Below are 3,485 nucleotides of genomic sequence, written 5' to 3' on the forward strand. Positions count from 1 at the left end.
GCCGGTCGGCCCCCGTGCCGTGCCGGACGATGGTGCGGGCGCGCTCGCAGGCGGCCCGGCAATCGAGGGCGTCGGCATCCTCCGCGAGGCGCGCGAGCAGCCCCTCGACGATCTCGGCCATCGGCACCGCCCGCTCCCGCGTGGCGTCGATCAGCTCGGCCCGCACCCCGTCGCGCTCGGCCCGCCACAGGTTCTCCATCGCGAAGCCGCGCGCCGCCCCGGTGAGGCCGGCATTCACGTCGGGATCGCGGTCGAGCAGGCGCACGAGGCAGCGGAACAGGGCGGCGATGCAGAGCCCGTCCTCGACCTCGGAGCAGCTGTCGGCGATGCGCAGTTCCAGCGTCGGGTACTTCACCGACGCGCGCAGGTGCCACCACAGGAAGCTCGCATCCGCGATCGCGCCCGAGGCGGTCATCACCCGGACGTAGCGGTCGTAGTCGGCGGCGTCCGCGAACAGCTCCGGCAGGCCGGTGCGCGGCAGCTCGGCATAGGCCCTGAGCCGGTAGCCGGCGAGCCCGGTCCGCTGCCCCTCCCAGAACGGCGAGGAGACCGAGAGCGCGAGCAGGATCGGCAGGAACGGCATCAGCCGGTTCTGCAGGTCGAGGCGCGCGTCGGGACGCGGCACCTCGACGTGGACGTGGAGCCCGCAGACCACCGAACGCCGCCCGACGATCTGCAGGTCGTCGATGATCCCGCGGTAGCGCTCGGCCGGCGTCGTCGATTGCCGCCGCCACGTCGCGGCCGGGTGGGTGCCAGCGGCGAAGACGCGCAACCCGTGCTCCCGCCCGATCGTCGCGAGGTCGGCCCGCATCGCGATCAGGCGCGCGCGCGTCTCCGCGATGCTGTCGGAGGGCGGGGTGCAGGTCTCGACCTGGCTCTCCAGCATCTCCCGCTCGGCCGATTCCATCCGCGCCTGGACGGCGGCATGGAAGGCCCTCACCCGGCCGCGAGACGTCTTGCGGGGGGTGTTGCGGGTCTCGGCGTCGGCGAGGAAGAACTCCTCCTCCATGCCGAACCTGTAGACGTGAGCCATGCCGCCTCCCCCCGCGCCGTCCGCGAGGGGTCTACGCGCCGACGGGCGCCCGGTTCAGCGCCAGAACGGCTTGAGGTCGGCCAGCGTGCCGTGGGCCTCGGCCGCGCCCGCGAGCAGCTCGTCCGCCTTCGCCTCCGAATCGGCGGTGGCGAGGCCCGCCGCGAACAGCGCCTGGCCGTCGAGCGCGTCCGAGGCGGGCCCGGACGCATCGGCGAGTCCGGCCATCACAGCATGCGCGGTGGCGAGGTCGTTGAGGCCGCCGAGGTGGTCCTGCAGGTCGGAGAGGGCGGCGGCGAACGCCTTGTGGCGCCGGCGCGCCTTCCGGCCGCCATAGAGGCCGGCGAAGAACTCGGCGCCGTAGCGCAGCTTCTTGCCGGCGATGCGGACGCGATGACGCGCCTCGGGATCGAGCCGCTCGATGTGGCGGCCGCGCTTGGCGATCCGCCGGCGCAGGCGCTCCAGCACCTCCGTGGCGAGGTCGCGGGCGGGCGCGTCGCGGAGCTTGCCCACGCCCTCCCGCCACGGGCCGGCCTCGATCCAGGCCAGGAGGTCGAGGAGCAGGCTGCGCCATTCGGGCGAGGTCAGGATCGCGCCGACGGCGTCGTGCGCCCGGTCGCGCTCGGTCTCCAGGCGCTCGCGCAGGCCGGCGAGCCCCGGCTCGTCCGGGCGCCGGGCGATCTCGTCGGGCAGGGTGGTCTCGAGGAAGACGTCGAGGTTGCGCGCCCGGCCGAACGGCTCGGTGACGCGCTTGATCTCGTCGCCGAGCGTGGCCGCCCGGGCGTCGCCCGCCAGCATCGGCCTGAACAGCCACAGCGCGGTGCGCAGCCGCCGCAGCGCCACCCGCATCTGGTGCAGCGCCTCCGGGTCGCGGGCGTGGCCCCAGACGTCCTCGTTGAGGCGCAGGTGCCGCAGGCACCCGAGCGCGATGTGGCGGAAGGCCTCGCCGCCGGTCGCGTCCTTCGGCAACGGCGCCATGTCGGACTTGCTCGGCCGCGCGGCCTTGCCGTCGCGCAGCGCGAACCCGCGGGCGCTCTTCGACAGCACGCCGATCCGCAGCGGCACCGTCTCGGCGAGCGCCTGGGCCAGCGCGAACAGGTCGGCCGGATCGCCGGATTCGAGCTCCAGCTCGAGCTCGCACAGCGGGGCATCGCCCCGGTCGGTCTCGACCCGGCCCTCGTCGAGGGTCGCCGCGATCCGCGAGGCGCCGTAGGTCACGGGCCGGACCGAGCGCATCACCACGGTGCGGAACTGGGCCGCCAGGTCCGGCGCCTCGGCCTTCGCGAGGAGATCGGCCACCGGCGTGTCGGCGAAGGCCGTCGGCTCCGGCGCCTCGCCGGCGACCGGGCTCTCCCATTCCGCCCGGTCGAACAGCCCGGCCGCGCCGGAGCCCGCCTTGACGGTCTGCACGAAGGCCTCGCCCGTCCGGCGCACCCGCAAGGTCAGGTCGGCCTCGCGGAGCGCGCCGTCGGCGGTGTCGAAATAGGTCGCCGCGAGGAGCTTCGGCTCGGATGCGGCCCCGTCGGCCTGCCCCTGCAGCAGCGGATGGGCACCGAGTGCGGCGAGGTCTGGGCCCGTGCATTCCAGCTTCAGCTCGATCTCCCGCGGCGTGTCCATGAAGCGTTCGTCCGTCCGTTCCGGGCCGCAGCCCCTGTCACCGCGAGAACGCATCGGAGCCACCTCCGATCCGTCCGGATCGCCCGCCGTGTAGCACGCGCAGGGCGGCGGTGGCGCCCTCGGCCGCATCCGCAAAGTTTGCCCTTTGCGCGACCGACGCTTCGTGCAAAAGCTTGGCGCAAGAGCGTGTTGTGCACAATCGACCCGACCGTCTCGCGGGTCCCGCCGCATCCGGGCGGGGCCTCGGCTCGATGCCGAGCCGGCGGTCGCGTCGCGGATTGGGCTGCGCATCGTCCTCGTTCACGGGAACGGTGCGCGTGTTCGGTGCGTCTCCCGGCCATGCCCCCGAACGACCGCCATCCGGGGCGGGCGCGCGGCGGCGACGGTTCGGAGGCACGCCCGGTCGGGACGGTGACGATAAGCGATGAAGACACTCCTCGTCGGCGTGATCGGACATGTCGATCACGGCAAGACCGCGCTGGTGCGGGCGCTCACCGGCATCGAGACCGACCGGCTGAAGGAAGAGAAGGCCCGCGGCGTCTCGATCGTGCCGGGCTTCGCCCTCCTCGCGCCCGAGGGACGCGACGGGGAGATCGACCTCGTCGACCTGCCCGGCCACGAGCGCTTCGTCCGCGCGATGATCTCGGGCGCCACCGGCATGGGGGCGGTGCTGCTGGCGGTCGACGCCAACGAGGGCATCAAGCCCCAGACGATCGAGCACCTGGAGATCGCCCGGCTGATCGGCGTCCGCCGCGGCGTCGTCGCGCTCACGAAATCCGACCTCGTCGCGCCCGACGCCCTCGCCGAGCGGGCGGCCGAGGTCGCGGCGGTGGCCGCG

3 protein-coding genes are annotated in these 3,485 nt (G+C 74.1%); 1 reads left to right on the forward strand and 2 read right to left on the reverse strand.

What is annotated here, in order from left to right:
• Nucleotides 1-1,033, reverse strand: a 1,033-nt coding sequence (locus FV230_RS26145) for a carboxylate-amine ligase (protein ID WP_147844458.1), incomplete at its 3' end; no start/stop codon positions are given.
• Between the two features lie 54 nt (nucleotides 1,034-1,087).
• A complete protein-coding gene (locus FV230_RS26150) occupies nucleotides 1,088-2,647 on the reverse strand; it encodes a CYTH and CHAD domain-containing protein (protein ID WP_147844459.1) in 1,560 nt (519 codons plus the stop codon).
• 424 nt (nucleotides 2,648-3,071) lie between these two features.
• Here FV230_RS26150 and FV230_RS26155 point away from each other — a divergent pair.
• Nucleotides 3,072-3,485 (forward strand): GTP-binding protein (locus FV230_RS26155; RefSeq protein WP_187275627.1); only part of this gene is annotated, 414 nt, incomplete at its 3' end.

It is taken from the genome of Methylobacterium sp. WL6, from assembly GCF_008040095.1.
In the GTDB taxonomy this organism is placed as follows: Bacteria; Pseudomonadota; Alphaproteobacteria; order Rhizobiales; family Beijerinckiaceae; genus Methylobacterium.